The following is a 22,527-nucleotide window of genomic DNA, read 5'->3' on the forward strand; positions in this document are numbered from 1 at the left end:
GATCTTTCGATGGAAATAGATCAAATACCTGAGATATAGACTGGACTTATGTTGCTTTTACCCTGCCAAGACTTGTTTGCGTGTGCGCTTACGCGACAGGTTCGGGCCTGGATTTATGGGCATCATCGGATATCTCTGCAATAGAGGAATCCTCTCAAGCATACAGCCCACGCTTTATGCAGTCCTTTCCTAAGTGTAGTACTGTCAGATCAAGTCTTGGCTCATACATTTTTTATATATCCTCTTCCAATCCCTTGCCTTTGATCAATGCTGGCCAACGATACCTTTCTACGCGCGCTTGCGCGCGAGCCGACCGATTACACCCCCGTCTGGATCATGCGTCAGGCGGGCCGATATCTTCCCGAATACAACAAGACACGCGCGCGCGCCGGCAGTTTTCTGGCATTGGCGCAAAATCCGGATGATGCAACCGAGGTCACGCTTCAGCCGCTGGCGCGTTTTCCGCTCGATGCCGCGATTCTTTTTTCCGATATTCTGACCATACCGGATGCAATGGGTCTGGGCCTCGCGTTTGAAGCCGGCCGCGGCCCGCGCCTTGCGCATCCAGTACGCGAGGAAGCGGATATCGCGCGCCTTCAGGCGCCCTCCATTGATCTGGCGTTGCGTTATGTGACCGATGCAATCCGCCAAATACGGTATGCGCTGAGGAATGCCAATGGCATCCAGCGCGTGCCGTTGATCGGCTTTTCTGGCAGCCCGTGGACATTGGCGTGCTATATGGTCGAAGGCGGACCTTGCGATGACTTTCGCCGGATTAAGTCGATGCTCTACGCGCGCCCGGATTTAATACAGCGGATTCTCGACATCAATACGCGCGCTGTCGTGGACTACCTGAACGCACAGATTGGCGCCGGCGTGAACGCACTGATGATTTTCGATACCTGGGGCGGCGCGCTGGCGCATCGCGCATTTCAACACTTCTCGCTGGCCTCCATTGCGCGCGTGATTGCGCAGTTGCGTCAATCCCGCGCCGCTGAACAGATTCCGGTGATTGTGTTTACCAAAGGCGGCGGCCTCTGGCTTGAAGCGCTCGCGGCGAGCGGCGCCGATGCGCTTGGCCTCGACTGGACGGTCGACCTTGCTTCCGCCCGGCAACGCGCCGGCAAACGGGTGGCATTGCAAGGCAATCTCGACCCGGCGGTTTTATTGGCGCCGCCCGATATCATTCGCGCCGAGGTGCGCGCGGCGCTGGATGCCTATGGCCCATATCCAGGCCATATTTTCAATCTGGGACATGGCATTCTGCCGTGCACCCCGCCGCGCCATGTCGCTGCAATGGTTGAGGAGGTGCACGCCTACAGCCGCGCTTTACATCAAAAGGCATCCAAAAAGCCAGACTTATGCACATTTTCCAGGACCGGCCTTACAAATCAGGTGCAGCCCTCAGAAGCGCCTGGCTAAAAGCGCATAGATGATGTAACCCATTGATTTTTATACAAATGATGAATCTGCCTAGAATCTGGGCAAAGCCAGGCGGCGGCCTGTATCTTGGCCTTCCGGGAGATTCCAGCGCGGGTTTTCAACAGAGTTATCCACAGAATATGTGGAAAGTCCAGAAAAGTGTTGATAAATCTGCACGTTAGAAAAATATTCAATGTTTCACTTTAACTCCTATGGACAGGCATGAAGAATGGATTGTCCGCGTTGCGCTGGATCAGCCTACCCCAACCCTGTTTGAGTACCGTTATGCAACTGCGCACAAACCGCAGGCCGGTCAACTGGCGCATGTGCCATTTGGCCGGCGCATGGAGACCGGCCTGATTTGGGGCATTGTGTCACAAAGCGCGCTGCCTTTGGCCCGCCTGCGCGAGGTTGAAGCCATTTGGCATGTATGCCCTCCTTTGTCGGCGAAATGGCGCGCGTTATTGCAGTTCGCCGCTGACTATTACCAGCGCGGACTGGGTGAGATCGCCCTGCCCGCCCTTCCGGGCGCGCTGCGCGATACGCGTCGCTGGCCGCGTTTGAGCGCGCATCTGCACAATGCGCAGCAGGCGCAACCGGCAAGCGCCGCAGTGTCAGGATCAGAAATCCACATCGCCGCGCCCGCGCTCACTTCCGGACAGGCGCAGGCGCTGCAGCAACTCAATACGGCACGCGGGTTTGCGCCTTTTCTGTTGCATGGCGTGACCGGCAGCGGCAAAACCGAGGTCTATCTGCGCCTGCTCACCGCTTTATTCGCCCGCACTCCGGATGCACAGGCATTGGTGCTTGTACCTGAAATCAATCTCACGCCACAGATTGAGGCCATCCTCCGCGCCCGTATTCAAAGTGCGTCAGACGCGGCGATCATCACATTGCATAGCGGTTTGAGCGAGGGGGCACGGGCGCGGCGCTGGCTCGCCGCGCATTGCGGGCATGCGCGCATTGTGATTGGCACGCGGTTAGCGGTGCTGGCATCGCTGCCGCGCCTGGCGTTGATCATTGTCGACGAAGAACACGATGCCGCCTACAAACAGCAGGAAGGATTGCGCTATTCAGCGCGCGATCTGGCCGTCTGGCGCGCCAGGCAACTGGACATTCCCGTGGTGCTCGGCTCCGCAACGCCCGCGCTGGAAACATGGCGCCATGCCGAACAGGGCCGTTATGCCCGGCTGAGCCTGCCGCGCCGCGCGCATTTTGAGGCCGCGCTCCCGGCGGTGCATTTAATCCATACGGGAGACGCCCGGCAGCGCAGCGCACAGAACGCCTTGCCAGACATTTCGGCGCCGCTGCTTGAGGCGCTGCGCGCGCGCCTGGAACGCAAGGAGCAAAGTCTGATTTTTTTGAACCGGCGCGGCTATGCGCCGGTGTTGGCGTGCGATGCGTGCGGATGGCTCGCCGGATGCGCGCGGTGCAGCGTCTATGCCGTATTGCACAAAGCGGAGCGGGCGCTGCGCTGCCATCATTGCGGCCTTCAAACATCTGTTCCGCGCGCCTGTCCGGTGTGCGGCAATATCGATCTAGCCCCGCTTGGACGCGGCACGCAGCGCATTGAAGAAAGCCTCCTGCCGGCCTTCCCCGGCGCGCGGATTGCGCGTTTGGACGCCGATAGCGCACGCCGTAAAGGGTGCGCGCAAATGCTCTTTGACAGGATGCACGCGGGCGATGTGGATATTCTGATCGGCACGCAAATGATCGCGAAAGGGCACGATTTCCAGCGCGTAACGCTCGTCGGCATCCTGAATAGCGACGCCGCCCTGTTTTCTCATGATTTTCGCGCCGGCGAGCGGCTTTTTGCCCAACTGATGCAGGCCGGAGGGCGTGCGGGACGCGCCGGCTGCGGGGAAGTGCTGATTCAGACGCGCTACCCGCATCATCCGCTGTATCAGGCGCTGAGGCGTCACGATTACGCTGGCTTTGCGGCGGCGGCACTGGCGGAGCGCCGCCAGGCGCGCCTGCCGCCTTTTATCTATCAGGCATTGCTGCGCGCCGAGGCGCACACCCTGGAAGCGGCGCTTGATTTTCTCAGCCGCGCAGCCGCCGCGCTTGACCGACAGCCCGAAGCCGTCGCAGTGACGCGCTATGATCCTGTACCCATGAATATTGTGAAAATCAGGCGCCTCCATCGGGCGCAGTTTCTGCTTGAGTCCGCTTCGCGCGCCGCGCTGCAACGAACGCTGAGCGCATGGCGGCCCGATCTGCGCGCGTTGAAAGTCAGGGGTATAGTGCGCTGGATGATTGAGGTTGATCCTCTGGATATTTAGCGCATTTTTCAGCGGCTTGCACGGCGTCGCTTCGCCGTTCCGTGTATTCGGGCTCGCTGCGGGGTCGCCTCCATCGCTTCGCGACGGAGCCTGCTCCGCCCGCATCAAGCCCTATACTGTCTTCGCGCTCAACTCCTTGTGCAATCTCACTGAAAAATGCGCTAAGCAGTTTCTTAAAACTGCTTGCTTTTTCCTTTTTATGCTCGACGCCCGCGCCCGCCATCTGCTTAAAACGCTGATTGAACGCTATATTGCCGAAGGTCAGCCGGTCGGTTCGCGCACCCTATCGAAAGACTCCGAACTTGAACTGAGCCCGGCGACGATTCGCAATGTCATGGCGGACCTCGAAGACGCCGGTTTTGTATCAAGCCCGCACGCATCCGCGGGCCGGGTGCCGACGCCGCGCGCATACCGGCTGTTCGTCGATACGATGTTGACGGCGCAGCCGCTGCCGGAGGATGCGCAGATTGAATTGCATGTGCGCGCCCAATTGCAACCCGATGAACCCGTGAAGCTGACCAGCGCCGCCGCGGGCGCGCTTTCGGATTTATCGCAGTTCGTCGGCATCGTATTGACGCCGCGCCGCAGCCATGTATTTCATCAGATCGAATTTATGCGCCTGTCCGAGAAGCGCATTCTGCTGGTCATCGTCACGCCGGAGGGCGATGTGCAAAACCGGATCATGGCGACCCAGAAAGCCTATTCGCCCGCGCAACTGACTGAAGCGTCGAACTACATTAACGCACACTATGCGGGCCTGAGCTTTGACGCCGCGCGCCAGCGTTTGCGCGAAGAACTGGACGCGCTGCGCGACGATATGACACAACTGATGCAGGCGGCGATTGCGGCGGGCACGGACGAGTCCAACGGCAGAGAAGCGGTGCTCGTCTCCGGCAAGCGCCATCTGCTCGAAATTGCCGATCTTTCCTCTGATATGAACCGTCTGCGCCAACTGTTCGATGTATTTGACCAGAAAACCAGTCTGCTCCGACTGCTCGATGTCTCCAGCCATGCGCAAGGGGTGCAGATTTTTATCGGCGGCGAATCGGAGCGGATTCCGCTGGAACAGATGAGTGCGGTAATCTCCCCGTATCAGGCGGGCGGCCAAGTTGTCGGCGCCTTAGGCGTGATCGGCCCAACGCGGATGGCGTACCAGCGCGTGATTCAGATTGTCGATATTACGGCGAAGTTGTTGTCGAAAGCCTTAAGCCAGAATGAACTTTAGACTTTCAGATAATGCGCCCGCCGCCCCAGCCAACGGTCCAACTGCTGCTCAGCCTGCTCTGGCCAGGCGTGCAGCAGACGCTCCGCAGCGCGGCGCGCCGGTTGAATCAGACAGGCATCGCGCCGGATGTCCGCAAAACGCAACATCGCAGCGCCGGATTGCCGCGCGCCCAGAAATTCGCCGGGGCCGCGGATTTCAAGGTCGCGCTGCGCAATTTCAAATCCATCCTGAATTTCGCGCATCGTGCGCAGCCGCGCATACGCGGCGCGCGATAGCGGCGGCGCGTAGAGCAGCAGGCACACCGAGGTTTGATGACCGCGCCCGACCCGTCCGCGCAGCTGGTGCAACTGTGCCAGACCGAAACGCTCTGCATGTTCGATGATCATCAATGAAGCATTGGGAACATCCACGCCGACCTCGATCACCGTCGTCGCCACCAACAGCTGAATTTCATTGCGCATGAACTGTTCCATCACGATGGTTTTTTCAGCCGGTTTGAGCCGGCCGTGGATCAGGCCAATGCGCAATTTGGGCAAGGCGGCGCAGAGCGCTGCGAAGGTGTCGAGCGCGGTTTGTAACTGCAGGGCTTCGCTTTCCTCGATCAATGGGCAGACCCAGTAGATCTGGCGGCGGGCGCGCGCTGCCGCGCGAATCCGTGCAATGACCTCATCGCGCCGCGCGTGCGAAATCAGACGGGTCAGCACTAGCGTGCGTCCGGGCGGCAATTCGTCGAGCGCGGAAATATCCAGGTCGGCGTAATAACTCATCGCAAGCGAGCGCGGAATGGGCGTAGCGCTCATCATCAATTGATGCGGCTGCTCATTGGAGACTTTGCCACCGCGTTGCGCCTTGGCGCGAAGCGCGAGCCGCTGTTCAACGCCAAAGCGATGCTGTTCATCGATAATGGCTAGCCCAAGCTGCATAAATTCGACCGCGCTTTGAATCATCGCATGCGTGCCAATCACGAATCGCGCAGCGCCGGTTGCGATGGCGCGCAGCGCGGCGCGCTTTTCACTGTCTTTCAGACGGCCCGCCAGCCAGACGGGCGGCGCGCCGCAGGGTTCAAACCAGCCGCGTAACTGGCGTAAATGCTGTTCAGCGAGCAGTTCGGTCGGCGCCATCAACGCGACCTGATAGCCCGCCTCAATCGCCTGCGCGGCGGCAAGCGCGGCAATCACCGTTTTGCCGCTGCCGACATCGCCCTGTAACAGCCGCTGCATCGGATACGGCGCGGCCAGATCGGCGCTGATTTCATCCCGGACGCGCTGCTGCGCGCGCGTCAGCGCAAACGGCAAGGCGCGCTCAATGCGGCTGGACAGCGTATCTGCGTGCGTCGCGCGCGGCATGCGCGGCGCGCGGATTTGACGGCGCGCGAGATGCGCGCGTTTCAGCGACAACTGCTGCGCCAGCAGCTCCTCAAATTTGATGCGCAGCCACGCGGGATGGGTGCGCTCAGCCAATGCCCCGGTATCCGCGTTTGCGTCCGGACGATGCAGGAATGCCACCGCGTCTGCCAGTGATGGCAGGCGCAGCGGGACAATGATTTCGGCTTGCAGGGTCTCGGGCAGAATTTCCGGCAGAGGCGTATCGGCCAGCGCCTGGTCAATCGCGCGGCGCAGCCATGCCTGACCCACGCCCTGACTGGCTGGATACACAGGCGTCAGCGTGTTCGGCAATGGGGTATTTTCCGTGATGATGCGCATCGTCGGATGAACCATCTCCGGCCCGGAGAAAGCCTTGCGGATTTCGCCGAGCGCGCGCAGACGCACGCCCGCCTCGAACTGTTTGACCTGAGCGCTGTAGAAATGAAAAAACCGCAGTTGCGCCGTATCGCCGCGCCGGTCGACGAGCGTTAAACACCATTGACGGCGCGGTTTCAGCGTGATTTCACTCGCCGAAACAATACCTTCGATCTGTGCAGCAATCCCCGGCTGCGCAGCGCGGATGGGCGTGAGCGCGGTCTCGTCTTCATAACGGAGCGGCAAATGCAGAACAAAATCAAACGCGCGCGCCAACCCAAGCTTTGCGAGTCTGGCCGCCGATGGCGCGGTTTTGTTGCGGATGGGAAATGACCGTGAATTCTGAACAGCGGGCGCGCGCCCATCATGCGATACTGGACAGGTGAACTGGTCCGTTCGGTTCATTATTTTCCGCTGCCTGATGCGCTTCGCTGGCTGCCATTGACATGCCAATGCCGATATACCCGCCATCACCTTTAAAAGTATAAAGCGGGCGTCCCATCTCTTCCATGAAGCCCCGATAAGCGGAGTTATTTTTAAATTTCCTGATCGGCTGCCGGTAAGCGCCTGTTCACGACCTTTTGACGAGCAGAATGAAGAGATGAGCAGGCATCGCTACCCGAACGATATCAGTCGCCGCCAGTCTGAATAGATCAGGCGGTTATATGTCGTCCTTTCCATTGGAATCAACATTCAATGTTTGAGCGATATGATCGCAAACATGCGATTATGAGTTGATCGGAATGTCAGATGAAGGCCTTTGCCTTTACATGTGGGGAGCCGGAAAGAGGATTTGAACCCCCGACCTTCGCATTACGAATGCGCTGCTCTACCGACTGAGCTATTCCGGCAAAGACTCAAATTATACGACGGTCTGTTTCTGTTCAATCAGAGCGCGTCTTCATCCATTAGCGCTCCAGCAAATCCAGCTTGTCTTCAACGTCTTTCCATTCATCCGCATCAGGCAGTGGGCCTTTGCTTTTTGTGATGCTGGGCCAGCGTTTCGATAGTTCAAGATTAAGTTTAATAAAGTGCCGCTGGTTGCCTGGCACGTCTTCCTCCGCATAAATAGCGTTGACCGGACATTCAGCGACACAGACTGCACAGTCGATGCACTCATCCGGATCAATTGCGAGGAAATTTGGCCCCTCGCGGAAACAGTCCACCGGACATACATCCACGCAATCGGTATAACGGCATTTAATACAACGCTGTGTCACAACGTGCGTCATTCGCGCTCCTGAATGCTGGCAAGGCTTGGCGGTCGGTATGGCGTCCGCTTTCTATTCCGAAAGCATGATTGTATCTTGGCATTGACGTTCCACCCGTAGCGCCTTCCGTCACTTACAATTCAATGGTGCACAAGTGCTACCATATCTGCTTCTTTTATGGAGTGTTGATTGCATGCGTATTCTCATTTGGCTGATTCGCATTGTCCTCTTTGCCCTCTTTTTAATTCTGGCCGTTGCCAATACGCAGGATGCAACGCTCAATTTCACTGCAGGCATGGCGTGGGAGGCGCCACTCATCCTGATTGGATTTGCATTTTTCGCGGCCGGATTGCTGGCCGGGTTGTTGTTGACGTTGCCCACGAGTATACGGCGACGATTTGAGATCGCGCGCCTTAAACGCGAACTCGCAGTAGCTCAGCAAGCGCGCGATAAAGATGAGCTGCCTCCGCCTCCGCCCTTTATCTAGAGCATTTTTCACTGATGTTCCCGATGTCGCTTCTCTGCTTTCCGTTATTTGGGCTCGCTGCGGGGTTGCCTCCATCGTTTCGCGATGGAGCCTGCTCCGCCCGCATCAAGCCCTATTCTGTCTTCGTGCTTGCGAAAGTGCAATCTCGCTGAAAAATACTCTAAATCAATATTTCCATACCGTTCACAACGCCTGCCTGTCTATGGAGCTTGATTTCTGGTGGCTGCTCGCGATTCCGGCGATATTCGGGCTTGGCTGGATTTCAGCGCGCCTCGATCTGAAGCATTTGCTCGCAGAAAATTCAGCTCTGCCGCGCTCCTATTTTCGCGGCCTGAATTTTCTGCTACGTGAGCAGCACGATCAAGCCATCGATGCTTTTATTGAAGTCGCCAAACTCGACCCTGAAACCACCGAACTTCATTTCGCGCTTGGTAACCTGTTCCGCCGCCGTGGCGAGACCGGGCGCGCGATCCGCGTTCATCAAAATCTGCTCAGCCGCGCTGACCTGCCTCTGGCCGAGCGGGATCACGCGCTTTATGAATTGGGACAGGATTTCCTGAAGGCAGGGTTTCTGGATCGTGCCGAAGAAGCGCTGACGCGTCTGGAGTCTGGCACTTATGCGGCGGATGCGCAACGCAGTCTGCTGACAATTTATACCATTGAGAAAGACTGGCCGCGCGCCATTGATCTGGCCCGGCAACTCAGCCGGCACAACGCAGCGGACTACCATAAGGACATTGCGCATTTTTACTGCGAACAGGCTGAGGAAGCATTGCAGCATCAGCGCGTCCCGGAGGCGCGCGCGGCCCTTAAGCATGCGCTCGCGGCCAACCTGGCGAATGTTCGCGCCACGCTGTTATTGGGCGATGCAGCATTTGCCGATGGCGAGCCATCCGCGGCGATCAACATTTGGACGCGCATTGAACAGCAGAATCCCGCCTGTTTACCGCTGATCGCGCAGCGTTTGATACATGCGCATCAGAAACTCGGACGCGGCGCGCAAGCAGCGCGACTATTGATCAGCTACATAGACCGTTGCGCGTCTGACGAGCTTATCGATGTTGCGTTTCCCTTCATCGCTGAACAATGCGGCGCCGATATCATCCATACGCTTGCGCGCGCGCAGATGCAAAAATCGCCAACGCTCGTGAGCATGGCGCATCTGCTCAACGTGCAACGTACGATTGCAGACGCGCCGATGCGCAGCGAACTGGACGCGATGCACGCGATGCTCGCCGCGCATCTCAAAAATGTGCCGCGTTACACCTGCTGCGAATGCGGTTTCCGGGCGCGGCTTTTTTATTGGCAATGTCCTGGATGCAATGGATGGGAAACGTATTTGCCGCATTGCGCTTAACAAGCCTTCCCTAAGCCCCGATTGCGCGTCATTGAAGACCGCATCTTTGCTCTGTACTTCGAAGCGCCTGCGGCATGTGGATGAGCGCGAATCGCTATACTATTGATCAATGCTTCTCCTATCTGCATCTTGATGTAGATGCTTGAGCAAGCTCTCCCATACGCCCGATTTACACTTGTCATTCATCATCCAAAATCTTCTTTTTTCTTAAAATTTATTTGAGAACACGGCCCAGGAAGATCCAATGCAATGGATTAAAACCGAACGGAATCAATTAATACCACCGCTGCAGATGGTCAGCGGTATTGTCGAACGTTGTCATACGATGCCGATTCTTGCCCATGTAATGATCACCAAAAACGGCTCGGAACTGGCTTTTCTTGCGACCGATCTGGATGTGCAGATCACCGCCCGCGCCGATATTGGCAGCGGGCCGGAATCTGCCGCAACCACTGTGGCGGCGCGCAAACTGCTGGATATTCTGCGCGCCGTGCCGGCGGGCGAAGTCCAGATCTCCGTGGCTGATCAACGCTTGACGATTCAGGCGGGCAAAAGCCGCTTTGCGCTGCAAACCCTGGATGCGGGCGATTTTCCCACCGTAGCGCAGGCTCAAACCTTTGATTTAAGCGTGCAGATCACGCAAAAGGCATTTAAAGCCCTGCTGGGCTGCACCCATTTTGCGATGGCGCAGCAGGATATCCGTTATTATCTGCATGCAATGTTGCTGGCGGTCGAAGGCGGCGTCTTAAGCGCGGTGGCGACCGACGGCCATCGTCTTGCCTTTGCTTCGACCGCGGTTGAAGGCGCGTTTGAGCGCCGCGAATGGATTATTCCGCGCAGGACGGTGCTGGAACTGCAGCGTTTACTGGAGGAGAGCGACGCGCCGGTCAAAATGGATGTGGCGCCGAATCAGGTGAAATTCAGCTTTGCTCAGGTCGAATTCATTTCAAAACGGATCGATGCCAGGTTTCCCGATTTCCAGCGCGTGATTCCCCAGGGCTACACCCGCGCCTTCAACATTGGACATGCAGCGTTTCAGCAGGCGCTTGCGCGCGCCGCCATTCTGACCTCCGATAAATTCAAGGGCGTGCGCTGCCTGATTGCGCCCGGACAACTGAAGATCATTTCGAACAATGCGGAGAATGAGGAAGCGCAGGAAGAACTCGACATCGATTACGCCGGCGAATCGGCGGATATCGGTCTAAACGTCAGTTATCTGCTGGACGTACTGACGCATGTCAAAGCGGAAACAGTGCGGTTCAGCTTTGCCGACGCCAGCGCGAGCGTGTTGCTTACCCTCACGGACAATGAAAATTTCAAATACGTGGTCATGCCGATGCGTATTTAGGCAAATCAAATGACGCCTCTCAAAAAACAGCCAGACCCTTCCTACAGCGCCGCCTCCATTCAGATTCTTGAGGGTCTGGAGGCCGTGCGCAAGCGCCCCGGCATGTATATTGGCGATACCTCGGACGGCACCGGCCTGCACCATCTGGTGTTTGAAGTGCTGGACAATGCCATCGACGAAGCGCTGGCCGGTTATTGCGATGATATCCAGCTCACAATTCACGCGGATAACGCCGTCTCGGTGCTCGACAATGGCCGCGGCATTCCAACCGATGTCAAGCTCGACGATAAGCACGAGCCGAGGCGCAGCGCGGCTGAGATTGTGATGACCGAGCTGCATGCGGGCGGCAAATTTGACCAGAACAGCTATAAAGTCTCCGGCGGCCTGCATGGCGTGGGCGTCTCATGCGTGAACGCTTTATCGCAATGGTTGCGTTTGACGGTGCGACGCAACGGCAGGAAGCATTTTATGGAGTTTCACCGCGGCATTGCGCAAAACCGCGTCACCGAAATGGCGGATGGCATCCCGGTCTCTCCGATGGCGGTCGTTGGAACCGCCGAGCATAGCGGCACCGAAGTGCATTTCCTGCCGGATGCGCAGATTTTCGGCAAGGTGGAATTTCACTACGACATTCTCGCCAAACGGATGCGCGAGCTGTCCTTTCTGAACCACGGCGTGCGCATCCGGTTCACCGATGTGCGCAGCGGCAAAACGGAGGCATTTGCATTCGCCGGCGGCGTCAAAGGCTTTGTGGAATATATCAATAAAAGCAAGCAAGTCCTGCATCCCACTATTTTCCATGCGTCTGGCGAGAAGGACGGGATTGGCGTCGAGGTCGCGATGCAATGGAATGATAGTTATAGCGAGCATGTGCTGTGTTTTACAAACAATATTCCGCAGCGCGACGGCGGCGCGCATTTGACCGGTTTGCGCGCGGCGATGACGCGCGTGATCAATAAATATATCGAGCAGATGGAGCTGGCAAAAAAAGCGAAGGTCGAAACCAGCGGCGACGATATGCGTGAAGGCTTGAGCTGCGTGTTGTCGGTCAAGGTGCCGGAGCCGAAATTCAGCGCGCAGACCAAAGACAAGCTGGTGTCCTCCGAAGTGCGCGCGCCGGTGGAAGAGCTGGTCGCCCGCGCGCTGGAAGCCTTTCTGCTGGAGACGCCCGCGGATGCGAAGATCATCTGCAGCAAGATTGTCGAAGCGGCGCGCGCGCGCGAGGCGGCGCGCAAGGCGCGCGAGATGACGCGCCGCAAGGGCGTGCTGGACGGCATCGGATTGCCGGGCAAGCTGGCCGATTGCCAGGAGCGCGACCCGGCCAAAAGCGAGATTTGCGTCGTCGAAGGCGATTCGGCGGGCGGCTCGGCGAAACAGGGCAGAGACCGCAAATTTCAGGCGATTCTGCCGCTGCGCGGCAAGGTGCTCAATGTCGAGAAAGCGCGCTACGACAAACTGCTCTCCTCAGAACAACTGGTGACACTGATCACCGCGCTCGGCTGCGGCATCGGCAAGGACGATTACAACATCGGCAAATTGCGCTATCACCGCGTCATCATCATGACCGATGCGGACGTTGACGGCGCGCATATCCGCACATTGATTCTGACCTTCCTGTACCGGCACATGCCGGAGATCATCGAGCGCGGCCATGTCTATATTGCGCAGCCGCCGCTGTACAAGGTCAAGCACGGCAAGGAAGAACGCTATCTGAAGGACGACGAGGAACTGAACCGTTATTTATTGCGGCTCGCGCTGGCGGGCAGCGCACTGATTCCCTCCCAGGACGCGGCGCCCATCGCGGGCGAGACGCTTGGCGAACTGATGCGCATGTACTGGCAGGCTCAAGCGATCATTGACCGGGTCGGCCAAATCCTCGATCCGGGCGCGCTCAAAGCCGTGACGGCGGGAGTGGACATTGATCTGTCATCGCGCGAATGCGCAGAGGCGAGCGCGCAAAGGCTGGGCGCTGCGCTGCGCGACGCCTCCGCTGCCTCTGAGGTGAATGTGACGCCTGTCTATGATGAGGCGCGTGAATTGCATGCGTTGCGGATTGAGCGTGATCTGCATGGCAGTCTGAAAACCAGCCTCATCGATGCAGAATTGCTGGCCACCGCTGATTTCAAACAGTTGCAAACGACCGCGCACACCCTTAAAACGCTGCTTGACGCCGGCGCGCAGATTAAACGGGGCGAGCGCAGCCGCGCGATCAGCGACTTCAGGAGTGCAATGCAATGGTTGATGGACGACACCCAGCGCAATCTGACCAAGCAGCGTTATAAAGGGCTGGGCGAGATGAATCCTGAACAGCTTTGGGAGACAACGATGGACCCGAAAGTGCGGCGTCTGCTGCGCGTGCAGATTGAAGATGCGATTGCCGCAGACAAGCTGTTTACCATGCTGATGGGCGATGAAGTCGAACCCCGTCGCGGCTTTATCGAGGCGAATGCGTTAAGAGCGGCCAATATTGATATTTAATCAAGTACGCTGTTCTGGAAGGCATAGGCAAAAGCATATTCGAATTCAGCCGCATACCAGAGACCGCAGCAGAACAAGCAAAGTACGTGCAGTACAGCCCGCTGTGCCAGAGGTAGGCGCAGTTTTAGATCGACGACTTGATATATTTTGTAATCTAGCCTTTTAAAGTCTGTTCCAGCACGTGCAATTCATGGTTGAGTTGCGCGTCTTTGCCGCGCTTTTCCATCATTTTGCGCACCGCGTGCAGCACCGTCGTGTGGTCGCGTCCGCCAAACAGCTCGCCGATTTCGGGCAGACTCTTCTGGGTCAGCTCTTTAGCCAGATACATCGCAATCTGGCGCGCCTTGGCAATATTGGCCGGCCGCTTTTTCGAATACATCTCTGCGACTTTGATATTGTAAAAATCCGCGACGGTTTTCTGGATATTTTCCACTGAAATCTGGCGGTTCTGTACGGTCAGCAAATCTTTCAGCGCTTCCTTGGTGAGTTCGATCGTAATCTGCCGCCCGTGGAAATTTGAATAGGCGCGCACTTTGCGCAGCGCGCCTTCGAGTTCGCGGATATTCGAGCGCAAGTGCTTGGCGATAAAAAACGCCACCTCTTCCGGCAAGACAATATTTACCGCATGGGCTTTGTGCATCAGGATGGCGACGCGCATCTCAAGCTCAGGCGGCTCGATGGCGACCGTCAGCCCGCAATCGAAGCGCGAGATCAGCCGGTCATCAATGCCGGAAATCTGTTTAGGATAGGTATCGCTGGTGATAATGAGCTGCGCCTGATGCGCAACCAGCGCTTCAAAGGCGTAGAAAAACTCTTCCTGAGTGCGCGATTTTCCGGAAAAAAACTGGATATCGTCGATCAGGAGCAGATCAAGTGAATGATAATAGCGCTTAAAGGCGTCAAAGGCTTTGCGCTGATAGGCTTTCACGACATCGGAGACATACTGTTCGGCATGAATATAGCGGATCCGCGCGGCGGGCTTCTCGTGTTTCAAGTGATTGCCAATCGCGTGGATCACGTGCGTTTTACCCAGGCCAACGCTGCCGTAAAGAAAGAGCGGATTATATGAACGTCCTGGGTTGCTGGCGACCTGCAGCGCCGCCGCGCGCGCGAGCTGATTGGCTTTGCCGGTGACAAAATTCTCGAAAGTCAGCAGCGCATTCAGTTTCGAGCGCTCCGGCGCGCCATGTTCAGTATCCGCCCGGGCGGGCGGCGCGCTGGCAAGCGGCGGATGCACGCCGTTCCCGTTCCCATTGGGGCGCAATTCCGGCTTTTTGGGCGCAAGCATAAATTGCACTTCAACCGGCTGTTGCCAGAAACCGCGCGCCAAATCGGCAATCCGTCCCGAGAACTGAGTTTTCACCCAGTCCAGCTTGAAGCGGTTGGGCGCTGTGATACATAACACGCGGGCTTCGGTATCAAAAGCCAGCGCGGCAAGTGGTTTAATCCAGGTTTGATATTGCTGGGGCGTAAGCTCTTGCCTCAGCAGATTGGAACAATGCTGCCAGAAGTCGTTCATAGAGGATGCGGCTGAAAGGAAAGCAAAAATATTCTACGCCAAAGCGGGGAACGCAATGGATGAAAAACCGCGCCCGGCGCGCAGCGCGCGGCGCGCTACAGACATCGCCGCGCATACGCCGATGATGCAACAGTACCTGAAAATTAAATCTGGATATCCGGAGATGCTCCTCCTCTACCGGATGGGCGATTTTTACGAGCTTTTTTATGAAGATGCCGAAAAAGCGGCGCGCCTGCTCGACTTAACGCTGACCCAGCGCGGCGCTTCAAACGGTCAGCCGATCAGAATGGCAGGCGTACCGCATCACGCGCTGGACGCTTATCTGGCCAGGCTCGTCAAACTGGGCGAATCAGTCGCGATTTGCGAACAGACCGGCGACCCAAACGCAAGCAAAGGGCCGGTAGAGCGTAAGGTGGTTCGGGTCGTGACGCCAGGCACCCTAACCGATGCCGCGTTGCTGGCGGACCGGCAGGATGCGTATTTGCTCGCGCTGTGCACGGTTCAGAACCGGAGCGGCGGCCGCGCGCCGTTAGAGCATTTTTCAGTGAGATTGCACAAGGAGCAAGCGCGAAGACAGTATGCGCAATACGGCGAGCGCGAAGCGACACAGAGCAAGCCGCTGAAAAATGCTCTAATTGGGTTGGCTTGGCTGAACCTGGCCAGCGGCGCGCTGCGGCTGGCAGAGATGGCTGCGGACGAAGCGCCGGCGGCGCTTGAACGGATCCGGCCCGCCGAGATTTTGCTGGCCGATGCGGACAGCGGCCCGGATGCGATGGAGCCGCCCGCGGGTCCGGGCGCGGTAACGCGCATCCCCCCCTGGCATTTCGAGATCGATTCAGGACGCGCGCGTCTGTGCGAACAGCTCGGCGTGACCCATCTGGAAGGCTTTGGCGCGCATCATTTATCTGCAGCCTGCGGCGCGGCGGGTGCGGTGCTGTGGTACGCGGTCAATACGCAAGGACAACCGTTACGGCATATCGGCAGTCTGCAGGTGGAATCCGAGACGCAATACATCGGTCTTGATCCCGCCACGCGCCGCAATCTCGAACTGACGGAAACGCTGCGCGGCGCGGAATCGCCGACGCTCCTGTCCAGACTCGACCGCTGCTGCACGTCGATGGGCAGCCGTCTACTGCGCCATTGGCTGCACCACGCGCCGCGCGATGCGCGCATTGCACAGCGGCGTCAACAGGCCATTGGCGCATGGCTGCAGGCGCCTTCCGGCGCGCGCGCGCTCGATACGCTGCGGCAAAGTTTAAGGCAGATCGCGGATATTGAGCGCATCACTGGCCGGCTGGCGCTATTGACCGCGCGCCCGCGCGATCTGGCCCATTTGCGCGATACCCTGATTCAGTTACCGTGCGTGCGCGCGCATCTGGCGGACGACGCGCTGCCCGCCGAGTTGCTGCAAGGCATTGAGGCGGCGCTGCATGCGCCCGATGATTGCCTTGCGCTTCTGGAGCGCGCGATTGCGGCTGAACCGGCGGCATTGATCCGCGACGGCGGGGTGATTGCGCACGGCTACGACGCGGAACTCGATGCATTGCGCGCGCTGTCCGAGAACTGCGGCCAGTTTCTGAATGAACTGGAGGCGCGCGAACGCGCGCGCACCGGCATCGCCAATTTGCGCGTCGAGTACAACAAAGTGCATGGGTTTTATATTGAAGTCACGCGCGGCCAGACGGACAAAGTGCCGGACGACTACCGCCGCCGCCAGACGCTGAAAAACGCCGAGCGCTACATTACCCCTGAGCTCAAAGCGTTTGAAGACAAGGCGCTTTCCGCTTCCGGGCGCGCACTCGCGCGCGAAAAAGCGCTGTATGAAGCGTTATTGCAGACGCTGAGCGCCTATATTGCAGACTGCCAGCGGATTGCGCAGGCGCTCGCGCAGCTCGATGTGCTGGCGGCGTTCGCCGAGCGGGCGCGGCTGCTTCACTGGGCGGCGCCCGAATTTGGCGGCGAAGGCATCGAGATCGAACAGGGCCGGCATCCGGTCGTCGAGACGCAGATCGATCCTTTTGTCCCAAACGATTGTCGCTTAAGCGCGCAACGGAAGTTGCTGCTGATCACTGGCCCGAATATGGGCGGCAAATCCACTTTTATGCGGCAGACGGCGCTGATTGTGCTTATGGCCTATATCGGCAGTTATGTGCCGGCGCGGCGCGCGCGTTTCGGGCCGGTGGACCGTATTTTTACGCGGATTGGCGCGCAGGATGATCTGGCGGGCGGGCGCTCGACCTTTATGGTGGAGATGACCGAGGCGGCAGCGATTCTGAACGGCGCAACCCCGTCCAGTCTCGTTTTGATCGATGAAATCGGACGCGGCACATCGACTTTTGACGGCCTGGCGCTGGCGTGGGCCATTGCGCATCGTCTGCTTGCGCATAACCGCTGCTATACCTTGTTCGCAACGCATTATTTTGAATTGACGCGCCTGGCGGATGAATGCGCGCAGGCGGCGAATGCGCATCTGTCCGCGGTTGAGCATGCGCAGGGCCTGGTCTTTCTGCATGCCGTTCAGGACGGCCCGGCCAGTCAAAGCTACGGCCTGCAGGTGGCGCAGCTTGCCGGCGTGCCGCGCCCGGTGATTGAGGCGGCGCGCGCGCATCTGGCGCATCTTTCAGGCGATTTGCCGCGGGCGCGCATGGAAACGCATCCAGCGCTTGAAAAATTGCGCGCGCTGGATCCGAAAAATATGCGCGCGCGCGATGCGCTCAACGCACTCTTTGAATTGCATGCGCTGGCGATGGCGCATTGGAACGGCTGAATCACCGTTAATATATGTCCAGACAAGACGCAAGGGAACACCATATTGCATTGATGAATATCCGTCCGCAGCCAGTCGATATCGATGTGCCCTTTCAGTTAAACTTGTGCCATTTATGAGCGCCTGTTCGCGCTGTGCGCGATCTGCGGCGGGCGAGTGCGCATTCTCTTTACACACATGAATCCACTGGTAGTCAATTGTCCATGTTGCGGTCAAAAAGTGGCGTGGGTATCGGAGAGCCGCTACCGGCCTTTTTGTTCCGAACGATGCAGACAAATGGATTTGGGCGCATGGGCGGCGGAGAAATACACAATCGAAGGAAATCCGGAAGACGTTCCGTCTCATCAGGACTCAAACAATCATTCTGACACTGAACAATAAAATGCGCTTCAACAAAGACTGTCCGGCATCGAGTCCGCTTAAACGGGTTTGATCGTGTCCGATCTGCTTGCGCATCTTAATCCTGAACAGCGCGCTGCCGTTACCCTGCCGGACGAATCCGCGCTGATTCTCGCCGGCGCGGGCAGCGGCAAAACGCGCGTGCTGACCACGCGCATCGCCTGGCTGCTTCAATCGCAACGCATCCGTCCAGCGGAAATCCTGGCGGTGACTTTCACGAACAAGGCGGCGCGAGAAATGATGACGCGCCTGACCGCTTTGCTGCCGATTCACCTGCGCGGCATGTGGATTGGAACCTTTCATGGCCTGTGCAACCGGATGCTGCGCGCGCATCATCAGACGGCGGAGCTGCCGCAGACCTTCCAGATTCTCGATTCAGCCGATCAACTGTCTGCGCTGAAGCGTCTGCTGAAGCGTCTGAATATCGATGATGAGAAATATCCACCTAAACAGGTCCAGCGCTTTATCAACCAGGCCAAAGAGCAAGGATTGCGTCCCGCCGGGATGGATGCAAGCGACCCGTTCAGCCAGAAGTGCGCGGAGTTGTACGCGGCCTATCACGCTCAATGCCAGCGCGAGGGCGTGGTGGATTTCGCCGAATTGCTGCTGCGCAGTTATGAACTGCTTGCGCGCAATGCGGAGATGGCTGCGCATTATCAGGCGCGCTTCAAACATATGCTGGTCGATGAGTTTCAAGATACCAATACGCTGCAGTACGCCTGGCTCAAGCAATTGGCCGGCCCATGCGGCGCGGTGTTTGCGGTGGGAGACGATGACCAAAGCATTTATGCGTTCCGCGGCGCGAACGTCGGCAATATGCGCGACTTTGAGCGCGAATACAAAGTCCGCCATTTGATCAGGCTGGAACAGAACTATCGCTCGCACGGCCATATTCTGGATGCGGCGAATGTGCTGATTGCGCACAATACGCGCCGGCTCGGCAAAAACCTGCGCACCGATGCGGGTTGCGGCGAATGCGTGCGCGTAGTCAGCGCGGAAACAGACTCGCAGGAAGCGCTCTGGCTGGTCAGCGAAGTGCGCGCCTTGAACCGGAAAGGCATACCGCTTGATCAGATCGCGGTGCTGTACCGCAGTAATGCGCAATCGCGCGTGCTTGAGCATACGTTGATGAGCGCGGGCATTCCCTATCGCGTCACCGGCGGGCTGCGTTTTTTTGAGCGCGCTGAAATCAAGCACGCCCTCGCCTATCTGCGTCTGCTTGAGAATCCGGATGACGACACCGCCTTTATGCGCGTGGTGAATTTTCCGGCGCGCTCAATTGGCGCGCGCACGCTTGAAGTATTAAGCGAGGCGGCGCGCCCACTGAACCGCTCGCTCCACGCCGCCGCTGCGCAGCTCGGCGGGAAGACGGCTGCACATCTGCAACGCTTTATTCAGCTCATTGAGGAGATGCGCGCGCGCACACGCGGACTGAGCTTGTCTGAAACGGTTCAGCATGTCATAGACGCCAGTGGGCTCGTTGAGCACTATCGCGCTGAACGCGAAGGCCAGGACCGGATTGAAAATCTGCGCGAGCTGGTGAATGCAGCGTTGGCTTTTACGAAAGAAGAACACGCTGAACCGGAGGCTCCGCCCGACGATGAAATCACGCCATTGTCGGCTTTTCTGGCGCACGCTTCACTCGAAGCTGGCGAGCATCAGGCGCAGGCGGGTCAGGCCGCCGTGCAGCTGATGACCGTGCACGCGGCGAAAGGGCTCGAATTTTCCGCGGTGTTTATCACCGGCCTTGAAGAAGGGCTGTTCCCGCACCAGAACAGCATCATCGATGCGTCCGGACTCGAAGAAGAGCGGCGTTTGATGTATGTGGCGATGACGCGCGCCCGCGCGCGTCTCTATCTATCTTTCGCGCGGAGCCGGATGCTGCACGGGCAAAGCCGGCATAGCCTGCGTTCGCGTTTTCTGGACGAATTGCCTGAACAGACCCTACAACATCAGGCGCTTCATGGCGCGTCCGCGAGGTCCGGCGCGCCGCGCCCTCACGCATCGCACACCGCGGGCGCCTCCTGGACGCAGCAGGCGCCCGCTGCGCCGCGCCGGGCGCTGTCCGAATTCAGCGCGCCGCCGCACAAAACGGTCTCCGGCTTTTATATCGGGCAATCCGTATCACACGCGGTATTTGGTCACGGCACCATTACGGCCTTTGAAGGAAATGGCGCGGATGCGCGCGCGCAAGTCAAATTCACCCGGAGCGGCGCGAAATGGCTGGTGTTGGGTATGGCCAAATTGCAGCCCGTTCTTTAGAGCATTTTTCAGTGAGATTGCACAAGGAACGAGCGCGAAGACAGTATGAGTAATACGGCGAGCGCGAAGTGACACAGTGCAAGCCACTGAAAAATGCTCTAGTTCTTGGCGCTTTCAAAACTCCCCGCATAACTCATATACAGCGAACACCAGAACATCGGAACCAGAAATAAGGAAATAAAGAACCACTCGCCCCAATAGAGCGGGATGCGCCGTGCCATGACCCGATGCCACAGTGAGCGTAAGCAGAATCAGGGCAGTGGTTCCGGTCCACAGGATGAGCAAGACAATAAAGGCGCTCCAATTGCGCCAGAATGCCATCCAACTGAAAAACAGCGCCTTGGGCGCCGGCGTGCGGTGCCATATGCTTAAAGCGGGCGCAAACCAGAACAGGATTGTCAACGGCATATAACTTGCCATCACGAATAGCAGCGCGGCGGACACTCTGGCGGATAGCGCGCCATCCGAGAGCGCCATTTCGGGCGACTGGCCCAATAATGCGATTTGCATGAGTTTTCCGCCGTCCAGCAATGCGGAGGTTATCAAAACCAATACATTTACGGCAAAGTTGCACAGTCCCAGCATTGCGAGCGGGTACAGAGGCGCGCGGCGTCCATTGCTTTGGAAAATCGCGCCAAGCAAATGAAGGGAGACGGGTTGACCAGAGCAGGCCGCGCGGCTTGCCGTCATGAACAGCACCGAGAAGAAGGGCAGAATCAAAAATGACGCGAACACATGCACGACAGGAATCAGCGCCGTTGCCATCGTGATCAGCAGATAAGCCAGGTTAAGCGCCAGAAAAACAAGCGGGCTTTTGAAAAACAGCGTAATGCCGCGGCGGAACCAGAGCGCGCCCGTTGAGGCGGAAACTTTATTTAGGTACATAAGAAACAGAATTTAGTGTATAGCCAAGCGACTTTAGTTTGATACGGTGTCATCGCCGCTCGCCGTATTGCTCATACTGTCTTCGCGGCTGCTTCCTTGTCTCAAACTAAAGTCGCTTGGCTATAAATGTGCGCAGAATGCGCTCAAAATACGCGGGATCGTGTACATTTAATATTTTAGCCGGACGTGGAACATAAAAATCATGTAGACGCGAAAGCCAGAAGCGCAACGCCGCCGCGCGCAGCAACGCTGGCCAATAGACTGCCTCCAGCGGCGTAAAGGCGCGCACCGCCTGGTAAGCGGTCAAAAATGCGCGCACGCGCGCCTCCTCATATTGACCGCTCGCGGGCATCACGCACCAGTCATTGATACATACAGCAATATCGAAGAGCCATTTGTCCAGGCCGGCAAAGTAGAAATCAAAAAAACCGCTCAAGCGGCATGGATGCCCAGCGCTATCCCCCTGTTGGGTGACAAAAAAGACGTTATCCCGAAACAAATCGCCATGACAGATGCCCGCCGGCAACCGCGCATATTCCGCTGAGGCTTGAATGCTGTGCTGGAAGGCCAATTCGTGATGCAGAAGCCGGCGTTGCGCGGGCCTTAAGAAAGGGTCGATGGCGCGCGCCGCCTCGCATTGCCACGCCAGGCCGCGCGGATTCTGCGGCGCGGCGGCGGCAAATGTTTTCCCGGCCAGATGCATGCGCGCGAGCATCCGCCCGGCCTCAGCGCAATGATGAGCGGCGGGCGCCATCTGTACAGCGCCCTCCAGTCTGCTCACCAGCGCTGCCGGCTTGCCGCGCAACAGACTGAATAGCGCGCCATCGCTCTGCGCAACTGGAACGGGCACGGGCATCCGGCGCGCCGCCAGATGCCGCATGAAATCCAGATAAAAAGGCAGCGCGCGCGCAGAAAGGTGTTCAAAAATCGTGAGCACATACGCCCCGCGCGTCGTTGTCAAAAAATAATTCGTGTTATCGATGCCGGAGACGATTCCTTGCAAATCAACGATCTGTCCAAGCGGATAGCGTTGCAGCCAGGGGGCGAGCTGAGTAGCGCTCAGCGCAGTAAAAACCGCCATAGATGAATAGCCGTATACTTTTATTCCAAATATAAAGACAATATTTCTTCTGTATCTTGCTCTGG

General features: G+C 58.0%; 16 protein-coding genes and 1 tRNA gene. 10 read left to right on the plus strand and 7 right to left on the minus strand.

Annotation, left to right across the window (positions count from 1 at the left end):
- The first annotated feature begins 267 nt into the window (after positions 1-267).
- The 3 genes from hemE (at position 268) to hrcA (ending at position 4,929) form a co-directional block, all read left to right on the plus strand.
- A complete protein-coding gene (gene hemE / locus CAGGBEG34_RS04250; protein ID WP_006682595.1) occupies positions 268-1,422 on the plus strand; it encodes a uroporphyrinogen decarboxylase in 1,155 nt (384 codons plus the stop codon).
- A gap of 212 nt (positions 1,423-1,634) precedes the next feature.
- A complete protein-coding gene (locus tag CAGGBEG34_RS04255; protein ID WP_006682596.1) occupies positions 1,635-3,704 on the plus strand; it encodes a primosomal protein N' in 2,070 nt (689 codons plus the stop codon).
- A gap of 199 nt (positions 3,705-3,903) precedes the next feature.
- Positions 3,904-4,929 carry a heat-inducible transcriptional repressor HrcA gene (gene hrcA / locus CAGGBEG34_RS04260; RefSeq protein ID WP_006682597.1) on the plus strand — a complete coding sequence of 342 codons (1,026 nt, stop codon included), beginning with the start codon at positions 3,904-3,906 and terminating at the stop codon, positions 4,927-4,929.
- Here hrcA and recG read toward each other — a convergent pair.
- From recG to fdxA, 4 genes are all read right to left on the minus strand, one after another.
- Positions 4,926-7,073 carry an ATP-dependent DNA helicase RecG gene (gene recG / locus CAGGBEG34_RS04265; RefSeq protein ID WP_006682598.1) on the minus strand — a complete coding sequence of 716 codons (2,148 nt, stop codon included), beginning with the start codon at positions 7,071-7,073 and terminating at the stop codon, positions 4,926-4,928. The genes hrcA and recG overlap by 4 nt on opposite strands.
- Positions 7,033-7,170, minus strand: coding sequence for a hypothetical protein (locus CAGGBEG34_RS11665; protein WP_238984972.1), 138 nt, complete (start codon positions 7,168-7,170; stop codon positions 7,033-7,035). Before CAGGBEG34_RS11665 ends, recG begins: the two co-directional genes overlap by 41 nt.
- A gap of 276 nt (positions 7,171-7,446) precedes the next feature.
- A tRNA-Thr gene (locus CAGGBEG34_RS04270) sits at positions 7,447-7,519 on the minus strand.
- 57 nt (positions 7,520-7,576) lie between these two features.
- Positions 7,577-7,900, minus strand: a complete 324-nt coding sequence (fdxA, locus tag CAGGBEG34_RS04275; protein WP_006682599.1) for a ferredoxin FdxA — start codon at positions 7,898-7,900, stop codon at positions 7,577-7,579.
- 172 nt (positions 7,901-8,072) lie between these two features.
- Between fdxA and CAGGBEG34_RS04280 the strand changes: the two genes are divergently transcribed.
- The 4 genes from CAGGBEG34_RS04280 (at position 8,073) to gyrB (ending at position 13,549) form a co-directional block, all read left to right on the plus strand.
- Positions 8,073-8,366, plus strand: coding sequence for a lipopolysaccharide assembly protein LapA domain-containing protein (locus CAGGBEG34_RS04280; RefSeq protein ID WP_006682600.1), 294 nt, complete (start codon positions 8,073-8,075; stop codon positions 8,364-8,366).
- Positions 8,367-8,568: 202 nt separating this feature from the next.
- On the plus strand, positions 8,569-9,723 hold the full coding sequence (gene lapB, locus CAGGBEG34_RS04285; RefSeq protein ID WP_006682601.1) for a lipopolysaccharide assembly protein LapB: 1,155 nt from the start codon (positions 8,569-8,571) through the stop codon (positions 9,721-9,723).
- 244 nt (positions 9,724-9,967) lie between these two features.
- Positions 9,968-11,071, plus strand: a complete 1,104-nt coding sequence (dnaN, locus tag CAGGBEG34_RS04290; RefSeq protein ID WP_006682602.1) for a DNA polymerase III subunit beta — start codon at positions 9,968-9,970, stop codon at positions 11,069-11,071.
- Positions 11,072-11,080: 9 nt separating this feature from the next.
- The gene (gyrB, locus tag CAGGBEG34_RS04295) at positions 11,081-13,549 is read left to right on the plus strand and encodes a DNA topoisomerase (ATP-hydrolyzing) subunit B (RefSeq protein WP_006682603.1); all 2,469 of its coding nucleotides are present in this window, start codon (positions 11,081-11,083) and stop codon (positions 13,547-13,549) included.
- Positions 13,550-13,703: 154 nt separating this feature from the next.
- On the opposite strand, the gene dnaA is transcribed toward gyrB, so the two are convergent.
- Positions 13,704-15,068 carry a chromosomal replication initiator protein DnaA gene (dnaA, locus tag CAGGBEG34_RS04300; RefSeq protein ID WP_006682604.1) on the minus strand — a complete coding sequence of 455 codons (1,365 nt, stop codon included), beginning with the start codon at positions 15,066-15,068 and terminating at the stop codon, positions 13,704-13,706.
- A 55-nt stretch (positions 15,069-15,123) separates the two neighbouring features.
- On the opposite strand from dnaA, the gene mutS reads away from it, so the two are divergent.
- From mutS to CAGGBEG34_RS04310, 3 genes are all read left to right on the plus strand, one after another.
- Positions 15,124-17,835, plus strand: a complete 2,712-nt coding sequence (gene mutS / locus CAGGBEG34_RS04305) for a DNA mismatch repair protein MutS (protein ID WP_006682605.1) — start codon at positions 15,124-15,126, stop codon at positions 17,833-17,835.
- Positions 17,836-18,012: 177 nt separating this feature from the next.
- A complete protein-coding gene (locus tag CAGGBEG34_RS10070) occupies positions 18,013-18,216 on the plus strand; it encodes a DNA gyrase inhibitor YacG (protein ID WP_081463739.1) in 204 nt (67 codons plus the stop codon).
- 54 nt (positions 18,217-18,270) lie between these two features.
- Entirely contained in the window at positions 18,271-20,496 is a 2,226-nt protein-coding gene (locus CAGGBEG34_RS04310; RefSeq protein WP_042688103.1) for a UvrD-helicase domain-containing protein, read from the plus strand.
- Positions 20,497-20,610: 114 nt separating this feature from the next.
- Here the strand turns inward: CAGGBEG34_RS04310 and CAGGBEG34_RS04315 are convergent, their stop codons facing one another.
- Together CAGGBEG34_RS04315 and CAGGBEG34_RS04320 are read right to left on the minus strand one after the other, a co-directional pair.
- Positions 20,611-21,381 (minus strand): BPSS1780 family membrane protein, encoded by a 771-nt coding sequence (locus tag CAGGBEG34_RS04315; RefSeq protein ID WP_006682608.1) that lies wholly within the window; start codon positions 21,379-21,381, stop codon positions 20,611-20,613.
- A 106-nt stretch (positions 21,382-21,487) separates the two neighbouring features.
- Complete coding sequence (locus CAGGBEG34_RS04320; protein ID WP_006682609.1) at positions 21,488-22,462, minus strand: homoserine kinase; 975 nt, start codon at positions 22,460-22,462, stop codon at positions 21,488-21,490.
- Positions 22,463-22,527 lie beyond the last annotated feature (65 nt).

The sequence above is a fragment of the Candidatus Glomeribacter gigasporarum BEG34 genome, from assembly GCF_000227585.1.
In the GTDB taxonomy this organism is placed as follows: domain Bacteria; phylum Pseudomonadota; class Gammaproteobacteria; order Burkholderiales; family Burkholderiaceae; genus Glomeribacter; species Glomeribacter gigasporarum_B.